This window comes from Mesorhizobium neociceri, from assembly GCF_013520985.1.
Taxonomy (GTDB): domain Bacteria; phylum Pseudomonadota; class Alphaproteobacteria; order Rhizobiales; family Rhizobiaceae; genus Mesorhizobium; species Mesorhizobium neociceri.
Genome location: NZ_JACDTY010000005.1, coordinates 327,391 through 351,752 on the forward strand (window position 1 = coordinate 327,391; position 24,362 = coordinate 351,752).

Genomic DNA, 24,362 nt, shown 5'->3' on the forward strand with positions numbered 1-24,362 from the left:
ATTCCATGATGCGGCACAGCCATATCCTCAAATTACTGCTAACGGCAGCCTTGGCACTGCCGATGCTGGCCGGGCCGGCTTCGGCCAATCCGATTGTCCTGTTCGACCTCAACAGCGGCAAGGTTCTGCAGCATCAGGACGCCTTCAGGCGCTGGTATCCGGCTTCGCTGAGCAAGCTGATGACCGCCTATGTCACCTTCCGGGCGATTGCCGCCGGCGAGGTCCAGCTCGATTCGCCGATCAAGGTGACCAAGCATTCCGCCGGCGAACCGCCGAGCAAGATGGGCTTCAAGCCTGGCTCGGTGATGCGGCTCGACAATGCGCTGAAGATGATGCTGGTCAAATCGGCCAACGACATCGCCATGGCCGTCGGCGAGAACATAGGCGGCTCGCAGGACGGTTTCGCCATCCGCATGAACGCTGAAGCCGCGCGGCTCGGCATGACCGGAACGCATTTCGTCAACCCGAACGGGCTGTTTTCACCGGACCAGTATACGACGGCGCGCGACCTCGCCTTGCTGGTGATGGCGATCCGCAAGGAATTCCCGCAATACGCGCCCTGGTTCTCGATCGAAGGCCTTGCTGTCGGCAAGAAGGCGATCCCGAACTATAATCTCTTGATCGGCCGCTATCCCGGCGCCGACGGCATGAAAACCGGCTTCGTCTGTCCCTCCGGCTTCAACATGATCGGCTCGGCGACGCGCAATGGCCGCACGCTGGTCGCCGTCGTGCTTGGCGAAAAATCGGCGGTCAGCCGCGCCGAGACCGCCGCCAGGCTGCTCGACCAGGGCTTTGCCATGTCCGACCCAAACTGGCTCACGGTGGCGGCCATGCCATCCTATGGCGATACCATGTCGCCCAACGACATGCATGACGAGATCTGCAAGAAGAAGGCGCCCGAAGAGCAGTCCGAGGTAGCGCCGCCGGTCGCCGCAAAAGACGCCGCGGCCGCGCCGAAATCACCCTATCAGGAAAAGCTCGACCACGTGCCGACGCTGGTTGCCGTTGGCCTTGGCGGCGCCACCGGGCCGGCGCCGAAGGCGACGCTCGACCAGGGCGGCCAGGACTATGCCGATGTGCCGCTGCCGAGTTGGCGGCCCGACATCCCGGCGCCAAAGGGTTCGGAACCGGCCGTGGTGGGTTCGGCAACCGCGGTGCAGGGCGACCAGCCGGTCAAGGCCGCGAACTAGCGAGATGGCGGGCTTTCCGATACCCGTCACGGTGCTCACCGGCTTCCTCGGCGCCGGCAAGACGACATTGCTCAACCGGCTGCTCAAGGATCCGGCGCTCGTCGATACCGCCGTCATCATCAACGAGTTCGGCGAAGTGGCGATCGACCATCTGCTGGTCGAGCAGGCTTCCGACGGCATCATCCAGCTGTCCGACGGTTGTCTCTGCTGCACGGTGCGCGGCGAACTGGTCGACACGCTGGCCGACCTCGTCGACCGGCTGCAGACCGGCCGTATCGCCAAGCTGGCCCGTGTCGTCGTCGAAACCACCGGGCTCGCCGATCCGGCGCCGGTGCTGCAGTCGATCATGGCGCATCCCGCCCTTGTCCAGGCGTTCCGGCTCGACGGCGTCATCACGCTGGTCGACGCGGTCAACGGCAATACGACGCTCGATGGCCATGTCGAGGCGGTCAAGCAGGTGGCGGTCGCCGACCGCATTGTTTTGACCAAGGTCGATCTGGCCGGCGATCCCGCCGATGTCGAGGCTCTGCGGGCCCGGCTGCATCAGCTCAATCCGGGCGCGAAAGTGCTCGAAGCCGGCGACAGCGGAACCGGCGTCGAGGCGCTGTTCGATTGCGGCCTCTACAATCCGGCGACCAAATCCGCCGATGTCCAGCGCTGGCTCGGCGAAGAAGCCGCGCATGATCATGAGCACCACCATCATGGCGAGCACGACCATGGTCATCATCACCAGCACGAGCATCGCCACGATTCCCGTGTGCGATCCTACTCGCTGGTCCATGACGGGCCGGTGCCGTTTTCGGCGATCGAGATGTTCCTCGACCTGTTGCGCTCGGCGCACGGCGACAAGCTTTTGCGCATGAAGGGCGTCATCGAGCTTGCGGAGGACCCGTCGCGGCCGCTGGTTGTCCACGGCGTGCAGAAGACCCTGCATCCGCCGGCGCGGCTGCCGGCCTGGCCGGACGGCCAGCGCGGCACCAGGCTGGTGCTGATCACGCTCGACATGCCTGAAGACTATGTGCGCCGGCTGTTTGCCGCCTTCACCAACCGGCCGTCGATCGACACGCCGGATCGCGCGGCGCTGGAGAACAATCCACTGGCGATTGCTGGGGGCTGAGGGGCGCTACGCGCCGCGCTCGACCAGGAAGCGATGACCGCCGGTGACGGCCGCAGTTTCAACCAGGTGATGCCCGGCGTCGGCGCAAAAGGCGGGGATATCGATGACCGCCAGCGGGTCCGTGGTCTCCAGCCAGAGTTGGCTGCCCGGCTGCATCGCCGCCAGGCGTTTTTTCGCCTTGAGAACGGGCAGGGGGCAGTTCAACCCCTTGAGATCATAGACAGATGCGCGCTTGGCCAAGGCTCAGCCGCCGAACATGCCGAGCAGCTTGTTCTTGATCTTTGACATCCGGCTTTCGTCGGCCGGCGGCTCGGCGGGCGCTGCCTCGACGCTGGCGGTGGCGACCGGCTGCTGGGCGGCCTGCTTGGCCGCTTCCTTTTCGGCCACGGCCTGGGCCTTGGCCGCTTCCTTTTCAGCCAGTGCCTGGGCCTTGGCGGCTTTCGCTGCCTCGATGGCAGCAATCCGCTGTTCCTCGGCCTTGCGCTTGGCTTCCTTCTCGGCGTCGAGCGCGGCCATCTTGCGGCCGGCCGGCGAATCGATGCGGCCCATGCGCGCCGTCTCGGTCACCGTGCCGTCGGAATTGAGCGACGGCGGATCGATCGGCACGCGCTCGCCGCGGGCGCGGCGCTTCGACCAGTCGGAAACGATGCTGGCTTCCTTGATGCCGGCAATGGTCGGCTTGGGTGCCGGCACGCTGGCCTTGACCGCGCCGGTGAAGGCCGCGTCATAGCTGCTCTGATAGGCGTTGTAGGCGCTCTTCAGCGAATCCGGCTGCGTGGACGGAGGGCAAGCGCCGGTCGGATCGAAGGTGGTGCCCTCAGGCGCCACCTGGTTGAAGACATAGCGCTTCTCGCAGACGTCGACCTTCGGCGGCACCTTGGTGATCTCGAAATTGTCGTAGCCGACCTTCAGCATCTTCCAGAACTCGTAGTTCGGGTCGTTGCGATAGCGCGCCATGTTGGCGGCGGTCATGCGGAACGGAAAGGCCTGGATCTGGAACTCGGTCTGGCCGCCCTGGAAGGCGTCGCGGCCGAAGGCGTAGATCTGCTCGATCTGCGGATCGGTCATCGAATAGCAGCCCGACGACGAGCAGGCGCCGTGCACCATCAGATTGGCGCCGGTGCGGCCATTGGCCCGGTCATAGGCGTTGGGATAGCCGATGTTGAAGGACAGATGATAGTTCGAGCGCGGATTCATCTGCGACGGGCGAACCGTGTAGAAACCTTCCGGCGCCTGACGGTCGCCCTCAGTGTATTTCGGGCCGAGCTTGCCCGACCATTTGCAGATGTCGTAGCTGGCGACCATCTCGTAGCGGCCGGTAGTCTTGGCCTTCCATATCTCGAGCTTGCCTTCTTCCTTGAAGATGCGGGCCATCACCGACGAGGTGCGGACCATGCCCTTGGCCTTCATGTCGGCGAGGATCTTGTCCGGCAGCGGCTTGTTGGCCTCCGGCGCGAAATCCTTCATCGAGGAATCGTTGCAGCCGGCAACGCCGAGGGCGGCGATCAGGATTCCGGTGCGGGCAAGCTTGGCAAACATGGTTACGGCTATGTCTTTTTCCCGGGGCGTGGGGCTTCGCAGCCGCAGGCCAACACACTAAACCTTCACGGACTCTAAGCCCGTTAACCTTGAAAATTCCTTACCGCAAGCTCCGGACGGCTGCCCCCACGGCAATTCGCTCGATGTCACGGACTTTTCATTGAACCGAATGCGGCGGCATTTTTGTGGCGAAATTGCTCGCTGACGCCACATTGCGGCGGCCGGACGCCCTGAAATCAGAGGCTGCGGCCCATCGCCAGGTATTTTTCCCGGCGTTGCTCGCGAAAATCGGTGTTGGCGCCGGCAAAATCCTTCATCGTCTTGGCGATAAGGTCGCCGGTGGCGGCGATCACCGTTTCGGGCGCGCGCTGGGCGCCGCCGAGCGGCTCGGGAATGATGGCGTCGATGATCTTCATTTCCAGAAGATCCTGGGCGGTGATCTTCATGTTGGTCGCCGCATCCTTGGAGCGGGTGGTGTCGCGCCACAGGATCGAGGCGGCGCCCTCCGGCGAGATTACCGAATAGATGGCGTGTTCCAGCATGTAGACGCGGTTGGCGGTGGCAATGGCAATGGCGCCGCCCGAGCCCCCTTCGCCGATGACGACCGAGATCGACGGCACTTTGAGACCGAGGCAGGCCGAGGTCGAACGGGCGATGGCTTCGGCCTGGCCGCGTTCCTCGGCACCGACGCCGGGATAGGCGCCGGCGGTGTCGACCAGCGTCAGAAGGGGGATTTTGAAACGGTCGGCAAGCTCCATCAGCCGCACCGCCTTGCGGTAGCCTTCAGGCCGCACCGAACCGAAATTATGCTTGAGCCGGCTCGCCGTGTCAGAACCCTTTTCCTGGCCGATGACGGCAACCGGTTCGCCGCGGAATCGGGCGAAGCCGCCGATGATGGCCTGGTCCTCGCCGAAATTGCGGTCGCCGGCGAGCGGCGTGAAATCGTTGAACAGGCCCTTGATGTAATCGAGGCAATGCGGCCTGTCGGTGTGGCGCGCCACCTGCACCTTCTGCCACGGCGTCAGTGCCTTGTAGATGTCGCGCAGCGCGTCGCGCACGCGCTTCTCGAGCCGGCTGATTTCGTCGCCGACATCGACTGCCTCGCCATTCTCGGCAAGCTTCTTCAGCTCGAGGATCTTGAGTTCAAGGTCCTGCACCGGCTTTTCGAAATCGAGGTAATTGTACATTCTTGAGCGGACCGATGCGTCGGAAGGCAAAGACTGGCGGGACCCGGGAAATGGCGGCTCCGCGCGGTGGAACGTGCCTTCACATAGCGATATGAGGCCTAGTCGGCAAGCGGATGATGATCGTTGACCAGCCGCACCAGCCGCTCCTCCAGCACATGCGTGTAAATCTGCGTGGTCGAGATATCGGCATGGCCGAGCAGCTGCTGCACCGCCCTGAGATCGGCACCGTTCTGCAAGAGATGGCTGGCGAAAGCATGGCGCAGCACGTGCGGCGATATTTTCGCCGCCGATATGCCTGCCCGCGCGGCAAGTCCTTTCAGGTCGCGGGCAAAGACCTGCCTGGAGAGAAAGCCGCTGTCGCCGGCGGCCGGAAACAGGAACGGGCTGTCGGCGAAAGCCGGCACCGTGGCTCGAGCCGCCAGCCAGGCCCGCATGGCCACGCGCGCCTTGGCCGACAGCGGCACCATGCGCTCCTTGTCACCCTTGCCGCGCACCATGAAGAAGCGGTCGTCGCGCTGGGCGACGGTGACCGGCAGGCCGACCAGTTCGGAGACGCGCAGGCCGGTGGCGTAGAGCACCTCGACCAGCGCGTGCAGGCGCAGTGCCGCCGGCCGGTCGCCATTGACGTCATCGCCTGCCTCGAGGGCCGCGCGGTCGAGCAGCCGGCCGGTATCGGCCTCGCTCATCGTCTTAGGCAGCGGGCGGCCCTTTTTCGGGCTGTCGAGCGTGCCGGTCGGGTCGTCGCCGCGCAGGCCCTCGGCATAGAGAAACTTGAAGAACTGGCGGATCGCCGACAGTTTTCGCGCCTGCGAGGTCGGCGCAAAGCCGCGCGCGGCGATGTCGTCGAGATAGGCGCGGATGTCGGCTGCGGCAGCACCGGCAAGTCCGCCGCCAATCTGCTGCGAGGCGTCTTCGAGATCGCGGCGATAGGAATGCAGCGTGTTTTCGGCGGCACCGCGTTCGGCGCTCATCATTTCGAGAAAGGCTTCGATGCGAGCCGCGCTGTTCATGTCCTTGAGGTCAGTTTTTCTTGGGGTTCAGCTTTTCCGGCGGAATGCGCACGGTAATTTCCGCCTTTTTCGGCTCGACGAACATCGCCAGCGCCACCATCGTACCATAGGCAATGCCGGCAAGAATCATCAGTGTCACGACAAAGCGGAACAGTGTCGGCATCAATTTTCGCCCGTCTTCTTGCTTTGCGATTCCAAACCCTGTGCCCTTATGGGACGCTAATTCCGTCAATTCAAGGACGAAGGGCTCTGTGCGCGAGGGGCGCCATGCTTGACGCAAACGGGCTTTTGATGTCGATACGCCGGCAAAGACGGCTTAGAAACAGCATGGTCTCATGAACGCGTTACCAGCAAATCCTCCCGGCGAGAGCCATGCCGCGCTGCTCGATAGGCTGGGCAACCGCTCGGTTGTCTTTGTCGGCCTGATGGGCGCCGGCAAGACAGCGATCGGCCGCAAGGTGGCGACCATGCTGTCGCTGCCCTTCATCGACAGTGACCAGGAGATCGAAAGCGTGTCGCGCATGACCGTTCCGGAACTGTTCGAGCGTTATGGCGAGACCGAATTCCGTGCGCTCGAGCAGCGCGTCATCCTGCGCCTCTTGGAAAACGGCCCGCAGGTGCTGTCGACCGGCGGCGGCGCCTTCATGAATGCGCAGACGCGCGAGGCGATCGCGGCCCATGGCGTTTCTGTGTGGCTCAAGGCCGAGCTCGATCTGTTGATGGAGCGCGTCTCCAAGAAGCAGAATCGGCCTTTGCTCAAAAGCCCCGATCCACGCGCCGTGCTCGAGCGGCTGATGGTCGAGCGCTACCCGGTCTATGCCACGTCTAACATCACCGTGCCGACACGCGACGACCGCAAGGAGGTCATCGCCACCGAGGTCGTCGACGCGCTGTGCGGGCATTTCGGCATTCCAGCCACCACGGCACTGGGCGAGGTGCGGTCATGAGCGAGCCGGTTATTGTCGAGGTCGGCCTTGGCGAGCGCGCCTATGACATCCTTATCGGCCCCGGCCTGTTGGCGCGCGCCGGCACGGAACTGTCGCGCCGTCTGCCCGGCACGAGGGCAGCCGTAGTCACCGACCAAAATGTCGCCGCGGCGCATCTCGAGACACTGAAGGCTGGCCTCGAAAAAGGCGGTATCCAGCCGGCGATCATCACTTTGCCGGCCGGCGAAAAGACCAAGAGCTTTGCCCATCTCGAAGAGGTGGTCGACGGCGTGCTTGCCGCCAAGCTGGAGCGCGGCGACGTCGTCATCGCGCTCGGCGGCGGTGTCATCGGCGACCTCACCGGCTTTGCTGCCGGCATCGTTCGGCGCGGCATGAATTTCGTGCAGATCCCGACCTCGCTGCTGGCGCAGGTCGATTCCTCCGTTGGCGGCAAAACCGGCATCAACAGCCCGCGCGGCAAGAATTTGGTCGGCGTCTTCCACCAGCCGAAGCTGGTGCTGGCCGACACCGAGGTGCTCGACACGCTGCCGATCCGCGAATTCCGTGCCGGCTATGCCGAACTCGCCAAATATGGGCTGATCGACCGGCCGGATTTCTTCGCCTGGCTGGAAGGGAACTGGACAAAAGTATTTGTTGGCGGTGCGGAACGGGCCGAGGCCATCGCCGAGGCTTGCCGGGCCAAGGCCGATGTCGTCGCCCGCGACGAGTTCGAAACCGGCGACCGCGCGCTGCTCAATCTTGGCCATACATTCGGCCATGCGCTGGAAGGTGCTACGCAGTATGACGGCGCCCGTCTCGTCCATGGCGAAGGCGTCGCCATCGGCATGGCGCTGGCGCACCGTTTTTCCGCACGGCTCAATCTGGCGAGCCCCGATGACGCGGCACGGGTCGAGGCGCATCTGCACGCCGTCGGCCTGCCCTGGCGCATGTCAGACATCCCCGGCGAACTGCCCGACGCCGAGGCGCTGCTGGGCTTCATCACCCAGGACAAGAAAGTGTCGCGCGGTGCGCTGACCTTCATCCTGACGCGCGGCATCGGCCAGGCTTTTATTGCCAAGGACGTGCCGGCATCGGAAGTGCTGTCGTTCCTAAAAGAGAACCATCCGGGTCAACCGAAATGACCGACGAGCCCGGCTGGATCGTCGTCGCCGGTCTTGCCATCCTCATCCTGCTGGTCGTTGCCGTGCGGACGCGCCTGCTTGCGATGTTCGGCTACGAACTCTCGCGCATCGAGCCGCAGCGCTCGACCCAGGATGAATTGCGCGGCGCGGTCGACGATTTCCGCCGTGACGGCCAGATGGTGCGCGAGGACCGCGACCGCGTCGGCGGCCTGTTCGACCTCGCCGAGCTCGAAGTCTCCGACATCATGGTCCACCGCACCAATATGCGCTCGGTCAACGCCGACAATGCGCCGGAAGCGGTGGTGCGCGAGATCCTGCAGAGCCCGCACACCCGCATGCCACTGTGGAAGGGCTCACTCGACAACATTGTCGGTGTGCTGCACGCCAAGGACCTGCTTCGGGCGCTGAACGAGGTCGGCAACGACTTTACCAAGATCGACGTGATGAAGATCGCGTCTAAGCCATGGTTCGTGCCCGACACCACCACCTTGCAGGAACAGCTCAACGCCTTCCTGCGCGCCAAGGCGCATTTCGCCATCGTCGTCGACGAATATGGCGAGGTCGAAGGGCTGGTGACGCTGGAAGACATCATCGAGGAGATTGTCGGCGAGATCGCCGACGAGCACGATGTCGACATCCAGGGCGTCAAGCAGGAAGCCGACGGCTCTGTCGTCGTCGACGGCACCGTGCCGATCCGCGATCTCAACCGGGCGCTCGACTGGAACCTGCCGGATGAAGAAGCCACCACCATTGCCGGCCTGGTCATCCACGAGACGCAGTCGATCCCCGAGGAAAAGCAGGCCTTTACCTTCCACGGCAAACGCTTCGTGGTGATGAAGCGCGACAAGAACCGGATCGCCAGGATAAGGATCAGGCCGGCGGGGGAAGGTTAGCCAAACTCGGCCGTGGATATCACAAGTCCCTTGTTGAGCGCTGGCTTAGCGTCGCGCCGGTTTCACCATCGATCGCAGCCAGGCTGACATCATAACCCCAGAGGCTTCGTATATGGCGGAGCGTCGCGTCGCGGCTCTTGCCGTCGAGCATGATGCCATCTTTCACTTGGTGCTGCAGCCGCAAATACCGATCGCCAAGCAGATCCACGTCTACTACCTGGATGTCGGGTCGTTTCGAACCGACATCGTAGCTTTGGGCCAGAGCGGCGCGTATCTTTTTGTATCCACGCTCATTGTGGATCGATGCGACTTCATAATGCGGCTGGTCGGCGCCGTCGGCCAGCACGAAGAGCCGCCATTTCCGGATCAGAGCGGGACTTAGATATTGGCGAATGAAGGATTCATCGCGGTGGTTGGCCCAGGCTTCGAGCAGGGTATCACGCCAGTCGCCACGGCCGGCGATGTCCGGGAACCAGTCCCGGTCTTCCGCGGTCGGCTCTGTCGAGATGCGCTGGATGTCCTGCATCATGTCGAGACCGAGGGCATAAGGATTGATGCCGGAAAACCGCGGATCGTCGAAGGCCGGCTGAGAGATCACATTCGAATGGTTGCGCAGGATTTCGAGCATGGCGCCTTCGCTGATCCTGCCACGCTCGAACAGCATGTTCATGAGCGTGTAGTGCACGAAGGTGGCGCAGCCTTCGTTCATCACCTGGGTTTGCCGCTGCGGATAAAAATACTGCGCGATAACACGCACGATCCTGATGACCTCGCGCTGCCAAGGCTCAAGTACAACGCTATTTTTCTCCAGAAAATACAGCAGGTTTTCCTCCGGCAGGTTGAGCGATTTCTTGCGCCCCACCACGCTTTCATCCCGCACTTCGGCCTTGCCGACCCTTTGCGAAGGCGGCAGCGTGCGCCACAGATCACTATAGGAGCGCTCTTCATATTCGAGGCGCTCGCGAAGCCCTTCGCGCTGCTGCTCCGACGACAGTTTCGGCGGCCGGTGATATCGGAAGACTCCATGCTCCATCAGTGCGTGGGCGGAATCGAGCACGGCCTCCACGGCGGCCAGGCCGTGGCGCTCCTCGCAGTGGGCGATGTAGCCCTTTGCGAAGTTCAGATAGCTCAGGATTCCGTCGGCGTCCGTCCATTGCCGGAAGAGATGATTGTTCTTGAAGAAATGATTGTGTCCCAGCGCTGCATGGGCGGTCACCAAGGCCTGCAGGGCCATGGTATTTTCTTCCATCAGATAGACGATGCAGGGATTGGAGTTGATGACCAGTTCATAGGCCAGGCCGCGCCCGCCTTTGCGGTAGAGAAATTCGTTGTAGAGGAAATGCTTGCCGAATGACCAATGCCGATACATCAGCGGCATGCCGACCGACGAATAGGCGTCGAGCATCTGCTCCGAGGAGATGATCTCCATCTGCACTGGATAAATATCGAGATGAAGCTCCTCGACGCCGATCGCTTCGATCTCGTCATAGACGCGCGACAGTTTCTTGAAATCCCAGTCCGACCCGGAAAAAAGCAGCCTGGATGCGCCGGCTTGCCTGTCCATCGACCTTATCCTCACGCGCTCTGTCGCATAGCCGGCTGTCTGGCAAACAGCTGGCGAAAGACCGGGTAGATATCGGCTGGAGCGGCGATGCGCCTTGTTTGGAAGTTTGGCCATTTCTGCTCGATCGCGCTGTAGGCTCGCCAGAGCGATGTGCCGTTTTCTGTCGCGCCGAAAATATGGCTTTCCCGTTCGTCGATGATCTCCACATAGGCGAAATATTGGCACAGGCGCATGAGCTTGCCGTCGAGCAGTTCTATGCAGCGCTCGGAGTCGGCAGAAAAATTGTCGCCGTCGGAGGCCTGAGCGGCATAGATGTTCCATTCAGTGGGCGGATAGCGTTGTTCGATGACACGGTGCATTTCCTCAAGCGCGGTGGAAACGACCGTTCCGCCGCTCTGGGTGTGGTAAAAGAAGGTGTGCTCGTCCACCTCCTGGGCTTCATGGGTGTGGCGAATGAAAACGAGTTCCGTCCGCTCATAACGCCGCGTGAGGAACAGGTGCAGCAGCACGAAAAAGCGTTTGGCCAAATCCTTCTCGCGCTCTCCCATCGAGCCGGAGACGTCCATCAGGCAGAACATGACGGCGCTGGCATTCGGCAGCGGCCGGGGGTCAAAGCGGTTGAAGCGGATGTCGACCGGATCGACAAAGGCGATCCGCCTCCTCCTCCGTTCCAGCTGTTCGAAATCCTCGCGCAACGCCGCAATGCGCTTGAGCGTTCCCGCGTTTGGCGGCTGCGATTCCAGCATGGCGAGCTGCTGGGCAATCGCATCCAGCTCGGTCTGCTTGGGGCGCCTGAGCGCGATGCGGCGACCGTGGCTGTTTCGCATGGTGCGCCCGACATTGATGTTGGTGGGCGATCCGCTTGCCGCAAAGCCTGCCCGCTTCGGCTTGAATGTGAGTATCTGCTTAAGGTTGAGCTTGACAAGGTCGGGCAGTTCGAGATCCTCGAAGAAGAGATCGAGCACCTCCTCGCGAGACAGCACAAAGCGAAAATCGTCTTCGGAGTCGGTCTTTCCCGGAGACGAGGGTCCCCCTCCGCCATCAGCAGGCTTGGGGATCAGGTCACCGGAGTTGAACGTCCTGTTGCCGGGCAGGATATGGTTCCGTCGACCGCTGTCCCTGGCGTCGTTGAAGGCCGGCTCGCTGGTGCCTTTTTCAGGCATCGGCACCGCATGCTCCCGATCCGCATCGGCGATGCGGCCGGTGCTGATCTGGTCGCGGATGCTCCGCTTGAGTTCTTCGCGCGCGCGCCTGAGGAAGCGCTGGCGATTACCCAGGCTCTTGTCCTTTGGATTCAAACGGCGGTCGATAAAGATCGGCATGGAACCATTCGGGCTGCCTCAACCCGCCTTGTTCACGCGCATGTACCAGTCAACCAACCGGCGTACCTGCCGCTCGGTGTAGCCACGTTCCACCATGCGCTGCACGAACTCGTTGTGCCGCTTTTCCGTGACGCTGTCCTGCTTGGAGCCGAAACTGATCACCGGCAGGAGATCTTCGACCTGGCCGAACATGCGCTTCTCGATGACCTCGCGAAGCTTTTCGTAGCTAGTCCAGGACGGGTTGCGGCCATGATTTCTCGCCCGGGCGCGTAGCGTGAATTTGACCACCTCGTTGCGGAAGTCCTTGGGATTGGCGATCCCGGCGGGTTTTTCGACCTGCGACAGTTCGTTGTCCAATACCTCGCGATTGAGAATCTGGCCGGTATCGGGATCCTTGTAGTCCTGGTCCTCGATCCAGGCATCGGCGTAGGCGATATAGCGATCGAAGAGATTCTGGCCATACTCGCTGTATGATTCCAGATAGGCCTTCTGGATTTCGTGACCGATGAATTCGGCGTAGCGCATTGCGAGCTCTGATTTGATGAATTCGAGATAGGCGGCTTCCGTTTCCTTTGGAAACTGCTCGCGCTTGATCGCCTCTTCCACGATGTACATCAGATGCACTGGATCGGCAGCGACCTCGTTGGTGTCGTAGTTGAATGTCTGCGACAGGATCTTGAAGGCAAAGCGAGTGCTTACCCCAGTCATGCCTTCGTCGACGCCGGCTGCGTCGCGATATTCCTGGACTGACTTCGCCTTGGGATCGATTTCCCTGAGGTTCTCGCCATCATAGGCGCGCATCTTGGTGTAGATCGGCGAATTGTCGTGCTCGGCAAGGCGGGTCGAGACGGTGAATCGGCTGAGAATATCCAGCACTTCCGGAGCGCACGGGCTGCCGGCCAATTCGCTCTCGCGTAGCAGTTTCTCGTAGATCTGCCTTTCCTCGGTGATGCGCAGGCAATACGGAACCTTGACCACCAGGATACGGTCGAGAAAGGCCTCATTGTTCTTGTTGTTCTTGAATTGCTGCCATTCCGATTCGTTGGAATGGGCAACGATGATGCCCTGGTAGGGAAAGGCGCCGAAATTTTCGGTACCGTTGTAGCTGCCTTCCTGCGTCGCCGTCAGCAGCGGATGCAGCACCTTAATGGGCGCCTTGAACATCTCCACGAACTCGAGCAGGCCTTGCGTGGTCCGGTTCAATCCGCCGCTGTATGAATAGGCGTCCGGATCGGATTGGCTGAAATTCTCCAATTGCCTGATGTCGACCTTGCCGACCAGGGCCGAAACGTCCTGATTGTTCTCGTCGCCTGGCTCAGTCTTGGCAATGCCTATCTGACGCAGCCGCGAAGGCATCAGCTTGACCACGCTGAATTTGGAAATATCGCCGGACACTTCATCGAGGCGCTTGGCTGCCCAGGGCGAGATGAGCCCGTTCAGCCGGCGGCGGGCTACGCCGTATTTCTCTTCCAGCAAATCGCCCATGCGATCGGGATGGAAAAGGCCGAGCGGCGATTCAAAAATGGGGCTGATCTGGTTGCCGATCTTCAGCGTGTAGATCGGACGCTGCTCCATCAATCTCTTCAGCCGTTCGGCGAGAGAAGACTTTCCGCCGCCGACCGGGCCGAGCAAATATAGGATCTGCTTGCGCTCCTCGAGCCCTTGTGAGGCATAGCGGAAATACCCGGCGATGCGCTCGATCGTGTCCTCCATCCCATAGAAGTCGGAGAAGGAGGGATACACCTTGACCGTGCGGTTCGAAAAAATGCGGCCGAGCCGTTCGTCCTGGCTGGTGTCGACCAGATTCGGCTCGCCGATTGCCTCGACCATCCGTTCGGGCGCCGAGGCGTACAACGACTTGTCCTCTCGGCAGGCAAGAAGATATTGCTGAAGGCTGGTCTCTTCCTCGGCCGCATTGGAATAAATCTCCGAAAACAGGTCGAAGACGTCGGATTGGTTCTCACGCATGATGCTTTGCCCTCAGAGCCAATCTGCTGCCCATCGGCTCGTCGCATATTCAACTGTCGGGATGCGTTGTTTGTTCCCTTGATCGTAAGCAGAAGTTGTAGCGGTCACACAGGGACCGTGCCGAACGGTGTCGTTCCGGCGCGCTGTGCGGCGGCAACCGCATCGCGAGCCGGTTGATCCGGCCGGACACAGCCGTCGTGCCGCAGCACCTGATGCAGGCCGGCACTGTGTTATCGATCCTTGACTGGACGCGCGCGGCGCCCACGGGGCATTCTCTTCCCGCGAAGCGCCCGGAGGCGGTAATGCTAGATCGGCGAAGTCTTATCCTGATGTCCATGGCGGCATTGTTGCCAACCGCTGCGCCAGCAGCCTGGCGGATGCGCCAGCCGGCGCCGCATACCGTCGATTATGGACCCGCCAAGCTCGACATCTATGCGCCCGACGGCGCCAGGGGCCTGCCGGTGGTGTTTTTCGTCCATGGCGGCGCCTGGCGGTTCGGCAAACGCAGCCAGGTCAACGCCAAGCCGGCCTTCCTGCTCGCCAATGGCTTCGGCTTCGTCTCCATCGACTATCGCATGTTGCCCGAGGCCGACGTCGCCACCCAGGCCGATGATGTCGAAGCGGCGTATCGTTATATCAGAGCCAACATCGCCCAGCATGGCGGCGACCCAGATCGCATCGTAGGCATGGGCCATTCGGCCGGCTGCCATTTGATCGCGCTGACCGGGATGCGCGGCGGGCTGCCCGGCGTTGCCGGGCTGCTTCTCGACGATACGAGGGCCTATGATCTGGCCGCGCTTGAGAAAAGCGGCGGTATGGTTCGCGCCTATGCCCGCGTCTTTTCCGATCCTTCGCAATGGACGACGCTGTCGCCGGCGAGCTATGTCGACGGGCGCAAGCATCCGCCGACCTTCATCGCCTATTCGCGCGCCAATGGCCGAGACGACCAATCGAAAGCCTTTGCCAAGCGCCTGCGCGCTACCGGCACCGAGGTGACGCTGTTCGACGGCAGCGCCTACACGCATATGTCGATCAATCATGATTTCGGCGAGGACGGCGGACGCATTGACCGCCACCGCGCTGGCGTTCCTCAAATCGACGGTCGGCTGAGCGGCGAATCCCGCGAGAGGTCCTGGATCAGACCAAAAGCGCAGGCGGGATATTGCCGTGCCGGTGCTTACGGGTGTTATTGCAGAATCTGTTTGTTTAGACGCAATTCCGGACGGAAAACCGCTTCACACTTTTCCTGGAATTGCTCCTGACTGTCGACGGGAGGGAAACTGCATGAATGGCGCTGACCTGTTGTGCGACGTGCTTCTGGCCAATGACGCAAGGTAATCAATCTCGAAGCCGACGGCAGCGGCATGTACACAGTGCAGGGGCTGTGGACGCAGGCCCGGGAAAAGCTCGACGTGGTCACGATCATCTTTTCCAACCGGACCTACGCCATCCTGCATGGCGAAATGCGCAATGTCGGTGTGAATGCGTTCGGCGAGAACGCCAGGCGCATGCTCGACCTCGACCAGCCCGCGCTGGACTGGGTTGCGCTGGCCAAGGGCATGGGCGTCGAAGCGGCCCGCGCCGATACTTGCGAGCGCTTCGATGCGTTGCTTGACAGCGCCCTCTCGCGCCCCGGTCCGTTTCTGATCGAAGCGGTGATCTGACTACCTACCAGCGGGTCTTTTCGCCGGGGGCGGCCGGTTCGATGGCCAGCGCATGGACGCCGGCCTGCAGCTCCGCCGCCAGCAACTCGTTGACGGCGCGGTGGCGGTCGATGCGGCTCATGCCGGCAAAGACCGGCGAGACGATGCGGACGCGAAAATGCGTCTCGCCGGTGCCGTCATAGGCGCCATGATGGTCGGAGCCGTGATGATGGTGGCCGGCATGGAGGTGGCTTTCATTGACGATCACCAGCCGCTCCGGCGAAAATGCCTTGTTCAGCTTGTCTTCCATGGTCGCCTGTATGGACATCGCCACTTCCCTTCACCATATCTGCAAGGCGTGATCGGGAAATCGGGATCGATCTCGCCGGGCCGCCTCAAAAATCACCATTCGCCCTGCTTTATGCCGCGATTCAGCGGTTAGGGCGATCATCGCGAAAATGTCAATTCTTGTTTCGCACGTGCGAACAGCCCATAAATGGGTGAGATGAAACCGTACCCCAAATATTTCGAGAAGATTCGGATCCGTCCCGAAAAGGACGCGGAGCTGAAGTCGCGCTCGCCGATCTGCCAGTGGGACGGCTGTAAGGAGGCCGGCACCCATCGTGCGCCGGTCGGACGCATGAAGGAAGGCGAGTATTTTCAGTTCTGCTTCGACCATGTGCGCGAATACAACAAGGGTTTCAACTACTTCTCCGGCGTCCCGGACACCGAGATCGCCCGCTTCCAGAAGGAAGCGATGACCGGCCACCGGCCGACCTGGAAGATGGGCCTCGCCGGTGCCTCGACGCGCTCTTCGCCCGATATGGCGCAAATGCGTTCCGGCCGCGCCGGCTATTACAACCGCATGCGCGACCCTTTCGACTTGTTCAAAGGCCCGAAAGACCCGCGCGAGGCGCGCGAACGCAAGGCCAAGCCGCTTGAGGCCAAGGCGCTGGAAACGCTTGGCCTTGATACAAAGGCGACTGGCAAGGACATCAAGGCGCGCTATAAGGAACTTGTGAAGCGTCACCATCCGGATGCGAATGGCGGCGATAGAGGTTCGGAAGACCGGTTCCGCGATGTGCTGCAGGCCTATCGCGTGCTCAAGCAGGCGGGTTTGTGCTGAGCGACCCAACGGTTCGTGTCGTTTTCCAACTTTCATAAGGGTGGAAAAGGCTCTAAGACCGCCCCCGGACAAAATCGATTGCCGGCGAAATCAGGCATTTCGCCCGTGGAGACTTGGATAGAGATGAACAAGGTCGATCGCGACATCGCCAATTTGCCGGACACGACGGTGTCGGTGAAGGACAAATTCGGCTTCGACTCCAAGATGGTGGTGCCGGCCTATTCGGTGACATCAGAACATGTGCCGGACATCGATCCGGACTATCTGTTCGACAAGGCGACGACGCTGGCGATCCTCGCCGGCTTTGCCTACAACCGCCGCGTCATGGTCTCGGGCTATCACGGCACCGGCAAGTCGACGCATATCGAACAGGTCGCCGCCCGCCTCAACTGGCCTTGCGTGCGCGTCAACCTCGACAGCCATGTCAGCCGTATCGACCTCGTCGGCAAGGACGCCATCGTCGTCAAGGACGGCTTGCAGATCACCGAATTCCGAGACGGCATCCTGCCCTGGGCCTACCAGCACAATGTCGCGCTGTGCTTCGACGAATATGACGCCGGCCGTCCGGACGTGATGTTCGTCATCCAGCGCGTGCTGGAATCTTCGGGTCGGCTGACGCTGCTCGACCAGAGCCGGGTCATCCGCCCGCATCCGGCGTTCCGCCTGTTTTCGACCGCCAACACGGTCGGGTTGGGCGATACAACCGGCCTTTATCACGGCACGCAGCAGATCAATCAGGCGCAGATGGACCGTTGGTCGATCGTCACCACGCTGAACTATTTGCCGCACGACAATGAGGTGAACATCGTTCTGGCCAAGGCCAAGCACTATCGCGACGGCAAGGGCAAGGAGATCGTCAACAAGATGGTGCGGGTTGCCGACATGACGCGCTCGGCCTTCATCAATGGCGATCTGTCGACCGTGATGAGCCCGCGTACCGTCATCACCTGGGCTGAAAATGCCGAGATCTTCGGCAATATCGGCATGGCGTTCCGGCTGACCTTCCTCAACAAGTGCGACGAGCTGGAACGCTCGGTGGTGGCCGAGTTCTACCAGCGCGCCTTTGGCGAGGATCTGCCCGAGAGCGCCGCCAATGTGGTACTGGGCTAAGCAGAGCCTCGATGGCGGGTCCGGGCGACAACACGCGCAACAAGTCGAAGACGGGGTCTGAAGCAGACAGCTTCAAGCGTGCCGTCACCGTCTGCATGCGCGCCATTGCCGGCGACAAGGAACTCGAAGTCGGTTTCGCCAAGGACCGGCCGGCGCTTGCGGGCAGCCGCGCCCGCTTGCCGGAGCTGCCGAAGAAAGCCTCGAAAGAGGATATCGCCATTACCCGCGGGCTCGGCGATTCCATGGCGCTGAAGCGCGCCTGCCACGATCAGCGCATCCACACCAAGCTGGCGCCGGAAGGCAAGCTGGCGCGCTCGATCTACGACGCCGTCGAACAGGCCCGCGTCGAGGCGATTGGCAGCCGCGCCATGCAGGGCGTCGCCGACAATATCGGCTCGATGCTGGAGGACAAATACGCCAAGGCCAACCTTGTCGACGTCAAGGACAAGGCCGACGCGCCGATCGAGGAAGCCCTCGCCTTGATGGTGCGCGAGACGCTGACGGGACGGCCGATCCCGAAGAGCGGCGAGCGGCTGGTCGAACTCTGGCGCCCCTGGGTCGAGGAGAAGGCCAAGGCCGACCTCGACGGACTGTCGGCCAAGCTCGGCGACCAGCAGGCCTTCGCCCGCGTCGTGCGCGACATGCTGGCGTCCATGGAGATGGCCGAGGAACTCGGCGACGACCAGGAGACCGAAGACTCCGAAGACAATGACGAGAACCAGCCGCAGGGCGAGGAGCAGAGCGAGGAGGGCGGCGAAGACGATTCCGGCTCCGAGCAGTCGCAGTCGGAGGATGCCGAAGCGTCGGCCGATGACGAACAGTCGTCCGAGACGGAAGCGTCCGACGCCACCGCCGACGACCTCTCCGACGATGACGATGCGGACGCCGAGACGCCCGGCGAAGCGCGCCGCAACGACAATCCCTTCACCAATCTGCCGAAGGAGATCGACTACAAGGTCTTCACCACCGCCTTCGACGAGACCGTCGGTGCGGAAGAGCTGTGCGAGGAAGAAGAACTCGACCGGCTGCGCGCCTTCCTCGACAAGCAGCTGGCCAATCTCTCCGGCGTCGTCGGGCGGCTCGCCAACCGGCTGCAGCGCAGGCTGATGGCGCAGCAGAATCGCTCCTGGGACTTCGACCTCGAAGAGGGCTACCTCGATCCGGCCCGGCTGGTGCGTGTCGTCATCGATCCGATGCAGCCGCTGTCGTTCAAGCAGGAGCGCGACACCAAATTCCGCGACACGGTGGTGACGCTGGTGCTCGACAATTCGGGCTCGATGCGCGGCCGGCCGATCACGGTCGCCGCCACCTGCGCCGACATACTGGCGCGTACGCTGGAGCGCTGCGGTGTCTCGGTCGAGATCCTCGGCTTCACCACGCGGGCGTGGAAGGGCGGCCAGGCGCGCGAAAAGTGGCTGAAGGACGGCAAGCCGCCGAACCCCGGCCGGCTCAACGATCTGCGCCACATCATCTACAAATCCGCCGACCATCCGTGGCGCCGCGCACGGCGCAATCTCGGCCTGATGATGCGCGAGGGCCTGCTCAAGGAAAACATCGACGGCGAGGCGCTGCTGTGGGCGCACAACCGGCTGATCGCCCGGCCCGAACAGCGCAAGATCCTGATGATGATCTCGGACGGCGCCCCGGTCGACGATTCGACGCTGTCGGTCAACCCAGGCAATTATCTCGAGCGGCATCTGCGCGCCGTCATCGAACTGATCGAGACGCGCTCGCCGGTCGAGTTGCTGGCCATTGGCATTGGCCACGATGTCACCCGCTACTACCGACGCGCCGTCACCATTGTCGATGCCGAGGAACTGGCCGGCGCCATGACCGAGCAGCTGGCCTCGCTGTTTGCCGAGGAAAACGCGCGCGACACACGCCGCGGCGGCTATCGGCGCGCCGGATGATCTCTTTGCGCGGTGGCTTCAGGCAGACGCTCTTCGCCGCCACTGCCTTGTTCGGCATGGCTTTGGCGCCGGCCATTGCCGCCGGGCCAAGCTCGGTCGAGCCGGTCGAAGTCTCGGCACGGCCGATCAACTCGTTCCAGATAGGGCATGACGGGAAAATGTTCGGCCCGCTGGAGTTCGTCGGCGGACTCGAGATGACGTCGCCGACGCGTGATTTCGGTGCGCTGTCGGCGTTTCGCTTCCTCAAGCCCGGCGGCGATTTCATTGGCGTCGCCGATACCGGCTTCTGGTTCTTCGGCACGCTGACCCACGATGCCGACAAGCGTCCGTCCGGCGTCCAGAATTTCCGCATGCAGCAGATGGTCGATGAGAAGGGCCGGCCGATCGACAAGAAATGGCAAGTCGATGCCGAGGGCCTGGCGGTCAAGGATGGCATCGCCACCGTCGGCTTCGAGCGCGACCAGCGCGTCGCCCAGTTCAGGATCGACCCCGACAATATGAAGGCGCCGTTCAAGCAGTTGAATTTCCTGGTTCCGGCTCACGAGCTTCGGCAGAACCGCGGCTTCGAGACCGTTACCCACGCCAATCCTTACGGCCAGCATGAGGGCGGGTTGGTCGTGGTCTCGGAAAAGAGCCTCGACAAATCAGGCAACATCTATGCCGCCATCATCGAAGGGCCGCACAAGGGCGTCTTCACGGTCAAGCGCAATGGCGATTTCGACATCACCGACGGCGCCTTCCTGCCGGATGGCGACCTGCTGCTTTTGGAGCGCAGTTTCTCGATGGCTGGCGGGGTCAGGATGCGGCTCAGGCGCATCTATGGCGAAAGCGTCGAGAAGGGCGCCGTTGCCGATGGGCCGGTGCTGATGGAAGCCGACATGGGCTACCAGATCGACAATATGGAAGGGCTCGACGTCTGGACCCGTGACGATGGCGCGCTGATGGTGTCGCTGATCTCGGACGACAACCATTCGATCCTGCAGCGCAACCTCTACCTGGAATTCATCCTGCACGAGGATTGAGCCGACCGGATTTCGGCTTTCCCGTTTGCACATGCACGGTTTGGTAACGCCGAATCGGCAAATTGCCGTGCAATCCCTGGTTTCAGTCGGGCGAAGCCTTTCTGGAACCGTGCAACCGGTTCCGGACCCATGACCAGCGTCTCATCCGTATCTCGACAGCAGGTGGCCCTGCAATTGCTGCTGAGGGGCGATTCCGGTGAAAAGCCGAAACCGGTTGGCCTTCTGACCGATGGCCCAAGCCTTCGCCGAGGCGACAGTGCCCAGAAAAGTGCGCTGGAGCGGATCATCAAGCTGTCGATGGAAGGGGCCTGGGCCAGCAATGGATTCCTGGTCGTCATGCCCGTCAATGCAGAGTTTATCGAAACCGGATCCGGCAACGACACGGTAAACGTTACCTCGTCCGGCGATGACACCGCTCCAAACTACATCTCGCTCGGAGACGGAAACGATCGGCTCAATCTCGTGGCCACCGAGGATGCCACGTCAGACTACTGGCAGGGCAGCACAACGGCAGGCGCCATGGCGCTGAAGGCATCCGATGCCGTCAACCACGAAATCTCCGTCTTCGTGCCAGACGGTCGCGGCATCTTCGCCGGCGCCGGCAATGATGTCGTCAACATTGCTGCCGGACGGGATGTCTATAGCGTCTCGGCTGGAGAAGGCGATGACGCGCTCACCGTTTCCGCGGGACGGGATATTTCGGGGGTCTGGGGCGGCGACGGACGCGATGTGCTTGGCCTTGCGGGCGGAATGAACATCGACAACATAACCGGCGACGCCGGCGACGATACCATCGCCGTTGCGGCGGGCAATGAAGCGCGCAGCATTTCAGGCGGCCAGGGCCGCGACATCATCACTGTCGCCGGGCAAACGGTCGGTGACATTTCCGGCGGCCAAGGCTCTGACATCATCACTATCGCGAGCGGGCAGGCCGTCTTTGGCATCCGTGGGGACGATGGTGACGACGCCATCGCCATCGCCGCCGCCACGGTCGATCGCGTCGAAGGTGGTCGCGGCGACGATACGATCAGGATCAATGCACGCACAGCCGACGCGATTTCGGGCGGGTTGGGCGACGACAGGATCGATCTTACCGGCACCGGCAAGGCCAAGCTGTTCTTCGATCGCGGCGACGGCAAGGACGTCGTCCGCGTTGCCGGAGAGACAACTGTTGTCTTCGCCGAGCGTTCGATCGACGACGCCGACATCAGCTATGGTGATGGCAAGATCACCATCTCCTTTGCCGACACTGGCGATTCCGTGACGCTGGATTACAGCGCGGCGACGTTGAAAGGATCCACGCCCGAATTGAGCTTCGAGGACACAGACAACCTTGACGTTCGTCGGGAGGCGCCACATGGCTGGAATGCTTCCACCCTGTACCGGTATTTCGACGCTCACGGCGCTGGCGGCTTCTCGCTCACCCTGAAGTAAGGCGCATCCGCCTTTTCGCTGTTGCCGCCTCAGGCCAGCGTTGCGATCCAGATGACATGGCGCGCGCCGCGCTTGCCGTTGGCGCGTGTCTTCACCTCGTCCACGACAAAGCCCGCTTGCTTGAGCCTGCGCGCAAAGCCGCTGTCCGGCCCTTGCGACCACACCGCCAGCACACCGCCTGGTTTAAGCGCTGCACGCGCCGCGCCGAGGCCGGCGGCGCTATAGAGGGCATCGTTGCCCTTGTAGACGATGCCTTCGGGACCATTGTCGACATCGAACAGGACGGCATCCCAGGCGGCCTTGTCGGATCTTATGATGTGCCCGACATCGGCTTCGCGGACGCTCACGCGGGGATCGTCGAGACAGCCGTCGAAAAGTGCTGCCATCGGGCCGCGCGCCCAAGCGACGACGGCCGGCACCAACTCGGCCACGGTAATGCCTGCGTCGGCGCCCAGTTCGGCAAGGGCGGCGCGCAGCGTAAATCCCATGCCGAGGCCGCCGATCAGGATTTTCGGTTGGCTGCGGCCGACGATCCTCTCGCAGGAAAGTTTTGCCAGCGCTTCCTCGGAGCCGCTGAGGCGGCTGTTCATCAGCTCGTTGGTGCCGAGCATGATCGAGAACTCAGCGCCACGTTGCTTGAGGCGCAGTTCCTGGCCGCCATCCGGCGTTTTGGCCGAGTCGAGCTGGACCCAGGGGATCACAACCTAGACCGCTACGGCCGGCTGGCTCCAGCGGGCGGCGAGCAGCCGGTAGGGGATCAGCGCCACCACGGCGATGATCAGTTTCACCGAGAGGTCGCCGAGCGCCCAGGACACCCAGCGCATAGTCTCGACCGGCAGCACGCCCACCAGCGGCGCCGTCTCCAGAGCAAAGCTGTCGTTCGGGCCGGCAAAGGCGAAGGCGGCCGAAAAGGCGACGCTGAAGAACACGACGGTGTCGAACACCGAGCCGACCAGCGTGCCGACGATCGGCGCGCGCCACCAGCTCTGCCGGCGCAGCCGGTTGAACACGGTGACGTCGAGCAATTGCGCACAGAGGAACGCCGCACCCGAAGCCGCGGCAATGCGTACCAGCCGGTCGGCGGCGGTCTCGAATTCGATCAGGCCGTGACGGAACAGGAAGGGCGGGACGAGGATCGAGCAGATCACCGCCGTCATGAAGCCGATGAAGACGATACGCCGCGCCACGGTCGGGCCGTAGCGGCGGTTGGCAAGGTCGGTGACCAGGAAGGAGAACGGGTAGGTGAAGGCGCCCCAGGTCAGGATGTCGGCCAGCGACAGGCCGCCGACCTGGCCCTGCATCGGGAACTGTACGAGGATGTTCGATGCCACGACGACAAGCGCCATGGCGGCCACAAAGGGCAGATATCGCGAGAAGGAAGTCATTTTTTTATCCTGGGTAATGGAACCGGCCAGGCGCTATCCGAAGTTCGGATCGCGCTGCCTTATGATTTGAGCACCGGATCGCTCCGATGCCCAAGGCGGTCGTCCCCCGCCTTAAAGTCTTTAAGCGGCGGGCTGGTCGGCCAGCTTCTTGGCGATCTGCTTCTTCAAGAGACGCGCGCGCTGCGACAATTCCTTGGCCTCGGCCTTGGCCAGGAAGGCGTCGAGGCCACCGCGATGCTCGACCGAACGCAGCGCGTTGGCCGAAATGCGCAGGCGCACATTCTGGTTCAGCGCTTCCGAAATCAGCGTCACATTGACGAGGTTCGGCAGGAAGCGGCGCTTGGTCTTGTTGTTGGCGTGGCTCACATTGTTGCCGGTCTGGACTGCCTTGGCAGTGAGTTCGCAGGTACGGGACATGGTTCTAACCTTCAGTTCTTTCTAAGCCTGCCAAACCTTCGTTCCCGCGCCGGGTGGCGCGCGGTTTCGGTCAGGCGGCCTTATGGAAAAAGTTGGCGTTCCATAGTTGCATTTCGCCGAGGCGTCAAGCTCCGGCTTCCCCTGTGTCGTAAGCACACGAGTTGTCCGGATTAGGTAGCAGATGAGTTGTCCGGTTTTATCGCCAGCGAACGGAGGCTGGGGATGAGACGGGCAGCATGGCTACAGGACCGGAGAATGCGGAAGTTTCGGGACGTTTTGAGCCGCTGGAATGGCGGGGATCTTTCGATGATGGAGGCTGGCGAGTTGCTGGGCATGTCGGAGCGGCAATTCCGGCGCTACCGAGACCGTTACGAAGAGGCTGGGGACGCTGGGTTGCTCGACCGGCGTTTGGGCAAGCTTTCGACGCGCCGGGTGCCGGCGGAAGCGATCGAGGAGA

At 62.4% G+C, this 24,362-nt stretch carries 23 protein-coding genes and 2 pseudogenes; 13 read left to right on the forward strand and 12 right to left on the reverse strand.

From position 1 onward, the window contains the following. Positions 1 to 8: 8 nt before the first annotated feature. Together H0241_RS13775 and H0241_RS13780 are read left to right on the forward strand one after the other, a co-directional pair. Positions 9 to 1,190, forward strand: a complete 1,182-nt coding sequence (locus tag H0241_RS13775) for a D-alanyl-D-alanine carboxypeptidase family protein (RefSeq protein WP_181058237.1) — start codon at positions 9 to 11, stop codon at positions 1,188 to 1,190. A gap of 4 nt (positions 1,191 to 1,194) precedes the next feature. Continuing rightward, on the forward strand, positions 1,195 to 2,307 hold the full coding sequence (locus tag H0241_RS13780) for a CobW family GTP-binding protein (protein WP_181058199.1): 1,113 nt from the start codon (positions 1,195 to 1,197) through the stop codon (positions 2,305 to 2,307). A 6-nt stretch (positions 2,308 to 2,313) separates the two neighbouring features. Here the strand turns inward: H0241_RS13780 and H0241_RS13785 are convergent, their stop codons facing one another. From H0241_RS13785 to H0241_RS13805, 5 genes are all read right to left on the reverse strand, one after another. After that, the gene (locus H0241_RS13785) at positions 2,314 to 2,547 is read right to left on the reverse strand and encodes a sulfurtransferase TusA family protein (protein WP_181058200.1); all 234 of its coding nucleotides are present in this window, start codon (positions 2,545 to 2,547) and stop codon (positions 2,314 to 2,316) included. 3 nt (positions 2,548 to 2,550) lie between these two features. Next, positions 2,551 to 3,846 (reverse strand): L,D-transpeptidase family protein, encoded by a 1,296-nt coding sequence (locus H0241_RS13790; protein ID WP_181058201.1) that lies wholly within the window; start codon positions 3,844 to 3,846, stop codon positions 2,551 to 2,553. Positions 3,847 to 4,082: 236 nt separating this feature from the next. Beyond that, the gene (locus H0241_RS13795) at positions 4,083 to 5,033 is read right to left on the reverse strand and encodes an acetyl-CoA carboxylase carboxyltransferase subunit alpha (RefSeq protein WP_181058202.1); all 951 of its coding nucleotides are present in this window, start codon (positions 5,031 to 5,033) and stop codon (positions 4,083 to 4,085) included. A gap of 98 nt (positions 5,034 to 5,131) precedes the next feature. Beyond that, positions 5,132 to 6,043, reverse strand: a complete 912-nt coding sequence (locus tag H0241_RS13800) for a site-specific tyrosine recombinase XerD (protein ID WP_181058203.1) — start codon at positions 6,041 to 6,043, stop codon at positions 5,132 to 5,134. A gap of 10 nt (positions 6,044 to 6,053) precedes the next feature. Continuing rightward, the gene (locus H0241_RS13805) at positions 6,054 to 6,206 is read right to left on the reverse strand and encodes a histidine kinase (RefSeq protein WP_142866477.1); all 153 of its coding nucleotides are present in this window, start codon (positions 6,204 to 6,206) and stop codon (positions 6,054 to 6,056) included. 172 nt (positions 6,207 to 6,378) lie between these two features. Between H0241_RS13805 and H0241_RS13810 the strand changes: the two genes are divergently transcribed. From H0241_RS13810 to H0241_RS13820, 3 genes are read left to right on the forward strand one after another with little or no spacing between them, the layout of a single operon-like run. Next, positions 6,379 to 6,990, forward strand: a complete 612-nt coding sequence (locus H0241_RS13810) for a shikimate kinase (RefSeq protein ID WP_181058204.1) — start codon at positions 6,379 to 6,381, stop codon at positions 6,988 to 6,990. Beyond that, positions 6,987 to 8,111 (forward strand): 3-dehydroquinate synthase, encoded by a 1,125-nt coding sequence (gene aroB / locus H0241_RS13815; RefSeq protein ID WP_181058205.1) that lies wholly within the window; start codon positions 6,987 to 6,989, stop codon positions 8,109 to 8,111. Before H0241_RS13810 ends, aroB begins: the two co-directional genes overlap by 4 nt. Next, positions 8,108 to 9,004 carry an HlyC/CorC family transporter gene (locus H0241_RS13820; protein ID WP_181058206.1) on the forward strand — a complete coding sequence of 299 codons (897 nt, stop codon included), beginning with the start codon at positions 8,108 to 8,110 and terminating at the stop codon, positions 9,002 to 9,004. The genes aroB and H0241_RS13820 overlap by 4 nt, the downstream gene beginning before the upstream one ends. Before the next feature lie 19 nt (positions 9,005 to 9,023). On the opposite strand, the gene H0241_RS13825 is transcribed toward H0241_RS13820, so the two are convergent. Genes H0241_RS13825 through H0241_RS13835 form a run of 3 tightly spaced genes read right to left on the reverse strand, consistent with a single transcriptional unit; the run spans position 9,024 to position 13,858 of the window. Then, positions 9,024 to 10,568, reverse strand: coding sequence for a SpoVR family protein (locus H0241_RS13825; protein ID WP_181058207.1), 1,545 nt, complete (start codon positions 10,566 to 10,568; stop codon positions 9,024 to 9,026). Between the two features lie 11 nt (positions 10,569 to 10,579). Next, entirely contained in the window at positions 10,580 to 11,890 is a 1,311-nt protein-coding gene (locus H0241_RS13830; RefSeq protein ID WP_181058208.1) for a YeaH/YhbH family protein, read from the reverse strand. A gap of 18 nt (positions 11,891 to 11,908) precedes the next feature. After that, positions 11,909 to 13,858: a PrkA family serine protein kinase gene (locus tag H0241_RS13835; protein ID WP_181058209.1), complete on the reverse strand. Its 1,950-nt coding sequence runs from the start codon at positions 13,856 to 13,858 to the stop codon at positions 11,909 to 11,911. Positions 13,859 to 14,160: 302 nt separating this feature from the next. Here H0241_RS13835 and H0241_RS13840 point away from each other — a divergent pair. Continuing rightward, positions 14,161 to 14,968, forward strand: a pseudogene (locus H0241_RS13840) (alpha/beta hydrolase). A 218-nt stretch (positions 14,969 to 15,186) separates the two neighbouring features. Next, positions 15,187 to 15,522 (forward strand): annotated as a pseudogene (locus tag H0241_RS13845) (thiamine pyrophosphate-dependent enzyme); the annotation flags it as partial. 4 nt (positions 15,523 to 15,526) lie between these two features. Here H0241_RS13845 and H0241_RS13850 read toward each other — a convergent pair. Next, complete coding sequence (locus H0241_RS13850) at positions 15,527 to 15,829, reverse strand: BolA family protein (RefSeq protein WP_181058210.1); 303 nt, start codon at positions 15,827 to 15,829, stop codon at positions 15,527 to 15,529. 168 nt (positions 15,830 to 15,997) lie between these two features. Between H0241_RS13850 and H0241_RS13855 the strand changes: the two genes are divergently transcribed. The 5 genes from H0241_RS13855 (at position 15,998) to H0241_RS13875 (ending at position 22,103) form a co-directional block, all read left to right on the forward strand. Further along, on the forward strand, positions 15,998 to 16,627 hold the full coding sequence (locus tag H0241_RS13855) for a J domain-containing protein (protein WP_142866468.1): 630 nt from the start codon (positions 15,998 to 16,000) through the stop codon (positions 16,625 to 16,627). Between the two features lie 123 nt (positions 16,628 to 16,750). Beyond that, positions 16,751 to 17,737, forward strand: a complete 987-nt coding sequence (gene cobS / locus H0241_RS13860) for a cobaltochelatase subunit CobS (protein ID WP_181058211.1) — start codon at positions 16,751 to 16,753, stop codon at positions 17,735 to 17,737. Positions 17,738 to 17,748: 11 nt separating this feature from the next. Further along, positions 17,749 to 19,647: a cobaltochelatase subunit CobT gene (gene cobT / locus H0241_RS13865; protein WP_181058212.1), complete on the forward strand. Its 1,899-nt coding sequence runs from the start codon at positions 17,749 to 17,751 to the stop codon at positions 19,645 to 19,647. Beyond that, positions 19,644 to 20,669, forward strand: a complete 1,026-nt coding sequence (locus H0241_RS13870; protein WP_181058213.1) for an esterase-like activity of phytase family protein — start codon at positions 19,644 to 19,646, stop codon at positions 20,667 to 20,669. The genes cobT and H0241_RS13870 overlap by 4 nt, the downstream gene beginning before the upstream one ends. A 129-nt stretch (positions 20,670 to 20,798) precedes the next feature. Then, positions 20,799 to 22,103 (forward strand): hypothetical protein, encoded by a 1,305-nt coding sequence (locus H0241_RS13875; RefSeq protein WP_181058214.1) that lies wholly within the window; start codon positions 20,799 to 20,801, stop codon positions 22,101 to 22,103. A 29-nt stretch (positions 22,104 to 22,132) separates the two neighbouring features. Here H0241_RS13875 and H0241_RS13880 read toward each other — a convergent pair whose 3' ends face one another. The 3 genes from H0241_RS13880 to rpmB form a co-directional block, all read right to left on the reverse strand. Continuing rightward, on the reverse strand, positions 22,133 to 22,804 hold the full coding sequence (locus H0241_RS13880; RefSeq protein ID WP_181058215.1) for a spermidine synthase family protein: 672 nt from the start codon (positions 22,802 to 22,804) through the stop codon (positions 22,133 to 22,135). Between the two features lie 3 nt (positions 22,805 to 22,807). After that, the gene (locus H0241_RS13885) at positions 22,808 to 23,488 is read right to left on the reverse strand and encodes a queuosine precursor transporter (protein ID WP_181058216.1); all 681 of its coding nucleotides are present in this window, start codon (positions 23,486 to 23,488) and stop codon (positions 22,808 to 22,810) included. A 120-nt stretch (positions 23,489 to 23,608) separates the two neighbouring features. Next, on the reverse strand, positions 23,609 to 23,905 hold the full coding sequence (gene rpmB / locus H0241_RS13890; RefSeq protein ID WP_181058217.1) for a 50S ribosomal protein L28: 297 nt from the start codon (positions 23,903 to 23,905) through the stop codon (positions 23,609 to 23,611). Positions 23,906 to 24,160: 255 nt separating this feature from the next. Here rpmB and H0241_RS13895 point away from each other — a divergent pair. After that, positions 24,161 to 24,362: helix-turn-helix domain-containing protein (locus tag H0241_RS13895; protein ID WP_181058218.1), on the forward strand; the 202-nt coding region annotated here is incomplete at its 3' end.